The 6,342-nt window shown below is 30.5% G+C and carries 6 protein-coding genes; 3 read left to right on the forward strand and 3 right to left on the reverse strand.

Annotation, left to right across the window (positions count from 1 at the left end; translation table 11 throughout):
- The 3 genes from ACTG3V_RS14735 to kduI form a co-directional block, all read right to left on the reverse strand.
- Positions 1 to 825, reverse strand: an 825-nt coding sequence (locus ACTG3V_RS14735) for a glucuronate isomerase (protein ID WP_439132937.1), incomplete at its 3' end; no start/stop codon positions are given.
- A gap of 12 nt (positions 826 to 837) precedes the next feature.
- On the reverse strand, positions 838 to 1,593 hold the full coding sequence (locus ACTG3V_RS14740) for an SDR family NAD(P)-dependent oxidoreductase (RefSeq protein ID WP_439132938.1): 756 nt from the start codon (positions 1,591 to 1,593) through the stop codon (positions 838 to 840).
- An 8-nt stretch (positions 1,594 to 1,601) separates the two neighbouring features.
- Positions 1,602 to 2,441 (reverse strand): 5-dehydro-4-deoxy-D-glucuronate isomerase, encoded by an 840-nt coding sequence (gene kduI, locus ACTG3V_RS14745; protein ID WP_439132939.1) that lies wholly within the window; start codon positions 2,439 to 2,441, stop codon positions 1,602 to 1,604.
- Positions 2,442 to 2,598: 157 nt separating this feature from the next.
- Between kduI and pelA the strand changes: the two genes are divergently transcribed.
- From pelA to ACTG3V_RS14760, 3 genes are all read left to right on the forward strand, one after another.
- The gene (gene pelA / locus ACTG3V_RS14750) at positions 2,599 to 4,602 is read left to right on the forward strand and encodes a pectate lyase (protein WP_439132940.1); all 2,004 of its coding nucleotides are present in this window, start codon (positions 2,599 to 2,601) and stop codon (positions 4,600 to 4,602) included.
- On the forward strand, positions 4,589 to 5,359 hold the full coding sequence (locus ACTG3V_RS14755; RefSeq protein ID WP_439132941.1) for a rhamnogalacturonan acetylesterase: 771 nt from the start codon (positions 4,589 to 4,591) through the stop codon (positions 5,357 to 5,359). Before pelA ends, ACTG3V_RS14755 begins: the two co-directional genes overlap by 14 nt.
- Before the next feature lie 128 nt (positions 5,360 to 5,487).
- Positions 5,488 to 6,315 carry a T9SS type A sorting domain-containing protein gene (locus ACTG3V_RS14760; protein WP_439132942.1) on the forward strand — a complete coding sequence of 276 codons (828 nt, stop codon included), beginning with the start codon at positions 5,488 to 5,490 and terminating at the stop codon, positions 6,313 to 6,315.
- The last annotated feature ends 27 nt before the right edge of the window (positions 6,316 to 6,342 follow it).

Below are 6,342 nucleotides of genomic sequence, written 5' to 3' on the forward strand. Positions count from 1 at the left end.
ACTCTGAAATTTTAAAGCTTCTTGTTGTGTTAAATCACTTCCTTCTCTTTTCTTTTTAAAGATGGCTTTTACTTCACTTTCTGTAAAGTTTTCGAAATAAATTTGATCTAATCCATGATCACAAACGCTACATCCGTTTTTATCAAAAAAGTCGATTCTGTTTTTTAACGCATCACATAAATCATAATACGTATTTATTGTTACATCAGCAGCTTTAGCTAAATCATTAATGTAATCATTATAACCATCATTGGATATTAAAATAGCTTTATCAGGTCTAAAAGATGTACCTACTTTAATATCTAAATTATTTTTTTTGATTTGTTGATGATATGCTAGCGTATCTGTAGGATCTTCTGTAGTACACACATACTCTGCATTTACCTTGCGTAGTAAATTTTGCGCACTGTATTCTTTCGTATTTACTTTTGCTGAAACTTCTTCATAAATTTTTTCAGCAGACTTTTCATTTAACAAATCGTACACATCAAAATAACGTGCCAATTCTAAATGTGTCCAGTGATATAAAGGATTACGCATGGTATAAGGCACTGTTTTTGCCCACTGCTTAAACTTATCTTTATCATTAGCATCACCAGTAATAAATTTCTCATTAATACCTAATGTCCGCATTGCACGCCATTTGTAATGGTCGCCATTAATCCAAACTTGTGTTAGGTTATCAAACACTTTATCTTCTGCAATTAATTGAGGTGATAAGTGATTATGATAATCTATAATTGGTTGCTGTTTTGAGTAATTATGATATAATTCTTCAGCATATTTATTTTCTAACAGAAAATTATCGTGTATAAAGTGTTTCATTATTATTAAAATTTATCTGCCCATCCAGCCACCATCAACGGTTAAAATTGAACCACTCATGTAGTTACTTGCTTTGGAAGCTAAAAAAACAATAGGACCTTTAAAATCTTCTGGTTGTCCCCATCTACCAGCTGGAATTCTACCTAATATAGAATTACTTCTGTCTTCATCATTACGTAACGCTTCAGTATTATCAGTAGCAATATAACCTGGTGCTATGGCATTAACTTGTACGTTTTTTGAAGCCCACTCATTAGATAAAGCCATAGTTAATTGACCTATTGCACCTTTAGAAGCTGCATAACCAGGAACTGTAATTCCTCCTTGAAACGTAAGTAACGATGCTGTAAAAATAATTTTACCAGAACCATTTTCAATCATACGTTTGCCAATTTCTCTGCTTAAAATAAATTGTGCATTTAAGTTAACTTCAATTACTTTGTCCCAATATTCATCAGGATGTTCAGCTGCTGGTTTTCTTAAAATAGTACCTGCATTATTTACCAGAATATCTATTTTAGAATGATTTTGTTTTACATCTGTTATGAAACTGTATAATGATTCTCTGTTAGATAGATCGCATTGGTATGCAGTAAATTTTTTACCTATTTCAGAAATTCTATTACCTATATCAGAATTTTCTTTTTCAAGTGAAGCCGAAACACCAATTATATCTGCACCAGCTTCTGCTAAAGCTTCAGCCATTGCAAAACCAATACCTCTTTTACATCCAGTTACTAATGCTGTTTTACCTGTTAAATCAAACATAATATGATTTATCTTAATTCGTTTATTTTACATACATCCATATCTCCATAATCTAGGTTTTCTCCTGCCATTCCCCAAATAAATGAGTAATTAGAAGTCCCTGATCCTGAGTGAATAGACCATGGTGGAGAAATCACTGCTTCACCATCTGCCATCCAAATATGACGTGTTTCTTGTGGTTCTCCCATAAAATGACAAACTGCTTGATCTTCTGGTACTTCAAAATAGAAATACACTTCCATACGTCTATCATGAACGTGAGCAGGCATTGTGTTCCAGCTACTTCCTGTTTTTATACTAGTCATTCCCATTTGTAACTGACAAACATCTACAACACTATTCACAATATATTTTCTTAATGTTCTAGCGTTCGCAGTTTCTGGTGAACCTAATTCAATCACTTCAACATCATCAGTTCCTATTTTTTTAACAGGAAATGCTTTATGAGCAGGTGTTGAGTTTAAATAAAATTGAGCAGGATTTTTTGAATCCTCACTCTCAAAAATTACCTCTTTATTTCCTTGACCTACATATAATGCTTCCTTATGAGCCAATGTGTATTTTTCTCCATCTACAGATACAGACCCTGAGCCACCAATATTAATGATACCCAACTCTCTTCTTTCTAAAAAATAAGTTGCTTTTAACGGATCTATTGTTTCTAATGATACAGATGATTCAACTGGCACAACACCAGCAACCATAAACCTATCATAATGAGAATATGCCCATTCTATTTTGTCTTGTTTTAGTACATTTTCAATTAAGAATTCACTACGTAACTCTTCTGTGTTATAGCTTTTTACTGACTGCGGACTTGACGCGTATCTTGTTTTGTAATTTGACATATATATTCTATATTTGTGTAATCGATTGCACAAATATATGCAAATATTCTAAAATATTAGAATTGATATATATTAATTTATAAAAACATTAGTTTATTTTTCTTTAAATCAGTTATTTAATTATTATTGAATAATGACACCCAAAAACAATAAGTAAATGAAAAAAATTTTCATCATTGCTATTATACTTACTTTTTTCATAGAAAACACCATACAAGGTCAAATTATTGATAAATCTTGGAAGAAAATTATAAATAACAAAGAAGATGCTTGGTTTGCATCCAGCGAAGCTAAAGAAATTGCAGAAAATGTGTTACTTTATCAAAGAAACATAGGCGGTTGGCCAAAAAACATTCAAATGCACCAACCAATTTCTAAAGAAAAAAAAGCAAAATTAATTCAGTTAAAAAAAAGTAATAAAGATGTAACTACAGATAATGGTGCCACGTGCCAAGAAATGCTCTTTTTATCTAAAGTAAATAAGTTTCAAAAAAATGAAAAGTATAAAAAGGCATTTTTAAAAGGATTTGATTATTTGTTAGAAGCTCAATTTGACAATGGAGGTTGGCCACAGTTTTATCCTTTAAAAAAAGGATATTATTCTCATATTACTTACAATGATGATTCTATGGTTCATATTCTAAATGTTCTTAAAAACATCAAAGAGAAAAACAATTATTTTTCAATTCAACCTTCAGATGAAGTCATTAAAAAAGTGGAAATTGCTTTCAACAAAGGAATTGATTGTATTTTAAAAACGCAGTATAAACAAAATGGTGTTTTAACAGCATGGTGCGCTCAACATAATAGAAAAACTTTAGAACCTGCAAAAGCTAGAGCTTATGAATTGCCTTCTTTAAGTGGTGCTGAATCTGCAAATATTGTTTTGTTATTGATGCGTATTGAAAATCCTTCAAAAGAAATAATCAAAGCTGTAAATAGTGCTATGTATTGGTTTGAAAAAACAAAAATAAACGGTTTACGTGAAGATAGATTATATAATAACAAAGGACAGGTAATCAGTAAAAAAATGGTTTCAGATACAAATGCACCACCAATTTGGGCACGTTTTATGGAATTAGATGATAACACTCCTTTTTTCTGTGATAGAGATGGAATTAAAAAAGCAACACTTGCTGAAATAGGTGAAGAACGCAGAAATGGTTATGCTTGGTATAAAACAGCTCCACAAGAGGTTTTAGATAAATATCCATTATGGAGAAAAAAGCATATAAAGAAAATAAAACCTAAAGATTCTTTTAATGTTGTGGTTGCAAAAGATGGAAGTGGAGATTATTATAGTATCCAGGAAGCGATCAATAACTCCAAATCTTTTCCTTACGAAAGAATTACAATTTTTATAAAAAATGGAGTTTATAATGAAAAAGTAAAAGTTCACAAATGGAATCCACACATTTCTTTAATAGGAGAAAGTAAAGAAAATACGATTATTACTTATAATGATTATTTTGATAAAATTAACTTAGGAAGAAATAGCACTTTTTACACACAAACACTTTTAGCGGAAGCAGACAATACAATTTTAAAAAATTTAACCATTGAAAATACTGCTGGAGAAGTTGGTCAAGCAATTGCGTTAACCGTAAATTCTAATCAAGTAGCTATAATTAATTGCAAACTTTTAGGAAATCAAGATACATTATATACATCTGGAAATGGAAAACAATATTATAAGGATTGTTACATAGAAGGTACAACAGATTTTATTTTTGGGAATGCCACTGTTTTTTTTAGCAATTGCCAAATACATAGCAAAAAAGGCTCATATATCACTGCAGCTTCAACAAAAGAAAACACAGCATTTGGTTATGTTTTTAAGAACTGTAATATTACTGCAGATGAAAATGTAACTAAAGTTTACCTAGGAAGACCTTGGCGTATTCATGCCAAAACTGTTTTTTTATATTGCAAACTAGGCAAACATATTTTACCAGAAGGATGGCATAATTGGTCTAAAAAAGAAGCTGAAAAAACATCATTTTATGCCGAATATAAAAACACAGGAAACGGTTTTAATCCTGATAAAAGAGTAAAATGGTCTCATCAATTAGAAGCATCAACAGCAAAACAATTCACATTAAAAAACGTTTTAGGAGAACATAAAAATTCATCAAAAAAAGAATGGTATGAAATACTTTAAAATTATAATTGCAGTTTGTTTAATCTCTATTATTTCATGTAAAGAAAAAGAAGTTAAAGAGCAGAAATCCGAAATAAAAAATATCACAATACATACAATTGGAGATTCTACAATGGCAAACAAACCAAAACCAGATGAAAATCCAGAACGTGGTTGGTGTCAAGTTTTTCCAAAATTTTTAAACGATAATGTGACCTTAGAAAATCATGCAGTAAATGGCAGAAGTACGCGTAGTTTTATCGATGAAAAAAAATGGGAAAAAGTGCACAATAAATTAAAAGAAGGCGATTATGTTTTTATCCAATTTGGACACAATGATCAAAAAGAAAACTCACCAAAAAGATATACGAATCCCTATACAGCTTACAGAAATAATTTAATTCGATTTGTAAAAGAATCAAGAGAAAAAGGTGCAAAACCAATATTATTTACATCTATTGTTAGAAGAAACTTTAATGCAGATAGTACTTTGGTAGATACGCATGGTGTATATCCTTTACAAGTAAGGTTGGTAGCCAACGAATATGAGGTACCTTTAATTGATTTACAATATTTAACCGAAAAATTAGAAGAATCTTATGGTTATGAAGGTTCTAAAAAACTACACTTACATTATGCTCCAAATGAAATTCCATATTATCCAAAAGGGAAAGAAGACGATACACATTTGTCTGTTTTAGGAGCTACTGAAGTTGCCAAACTTGCAGTGAAGAATTTAAAAGAAAAAGTAATATCTTTTGATAAAATCTTAAAGTAAATAGAATATTACAACTTATTTCGCATTTAAACACCTGTATTTGTTAAATATGTTATTGATTTATTAAAATAATTTCGTTATTATTGTAATCGATTACAATAACATATTAATTTTAAAAACTATTTAACATGAAAAAAAAATTACTTCTTTTAACATTAACATTTGCAGTGTTTTGCTTAACACAAAATGCGCAAACAAAGGTCTGGGATTTTGGAGGAGATTCCAATTACACTAGCGCAGACCAAATTACTATGTGGCCAGTGGTATCATTTAATGCAGCAGAAGCTACTACTGTAGAAAAAGACGGATTGTTTTTAGTAGGAGACAGCGATGGAGACAAATTTGGACAAGTTGAAAATTCAGGAGGCAAAACTTGGGACGAAGGCACTGCAGATGAATACAAAGCAATAAATCGCTTTAAATTTAATGGGGGTTCAAACCCAGATGATAATAATCTAAATCCAACACATAGCTATATGTATTTTCCTGTTTCAGGGCCAGTTTCTGTAAAAGTTTGGTATAGATCTGGAGGTAGCTCTGAGCGTACACTATATATTTCTGATGAAACTAGTGTGCTATCAGAAGTTACAAAAACTGATGATACTGAAGCATATACAATTACTGCAGACTATGCAGGAACAGGTGAAAACATCAAGATATACTGCTCAAACTCTTTTAATCTATATAAAATAGAAGTTACTGGTGCTGGTGCTGCTACTCTTAGTTTAACACCAATTCAAGAGACCATAAAAACAAAAGTAAAAGCTTATAATAATAGAATTTATATTTCTAACGTAAACACTAAAACTGAAGTAAAAATCTACAGTATAACAGGGGCCTTAGTTAAAACTATAAACACCACGAGAAATACAAATATTGGTATTAAAAATGGTTTATGGGTTGCTAAAATCAAAACTGACAAAGGTAAAAAAACACTTAAACTTCTTGCTCATTAAATAGTTTTCAACTTTAAAATTTTTTAA

The organism is Polaribacter sp., assembly GCF_965660385.1.
Lineage (GTDB): Bacteria > Bacteroidota > Bacteroidia > Flavobacteriales > Flavobacteriaceae > Polaribacter.

Coding starts and splice junctions, on each gene's coding strand:
- ACTG3V_RS14740 (WP_439132938.1), bottom strand. CDS start 1,593: ATGTTTGATTTAACAGGTAAAACAGCATTAGTAACTGGATGTAAAAGA.
- kduI (WP_439132939.1), bottom strand. CDS start 2,441: ATGTCAAATTACAAAACAAGATACGCGTCAAGTCCGCAGTCAGTAAAA.
- pelA (WP_439132940.1), top strand. CDS start 2,599: ATGAAAAAAATTTTCATCATTGCTATTATACTTACTTTTTTCATAGAA.
- ACTG3V_RS14755 (WP_439132941.1), top strand. CDS start 4,589: ATGAAATACTTTAAAATTATAATTGCAGTTTGTTTAATCTCTATTATT.
- ACTG3V_RS14760 (WP_439132942.1), top strand. CDS start 5,488: ATGAAAAAAAAATTACTTCTTTTAACATTAACATTTGCAGTGTTTTGC.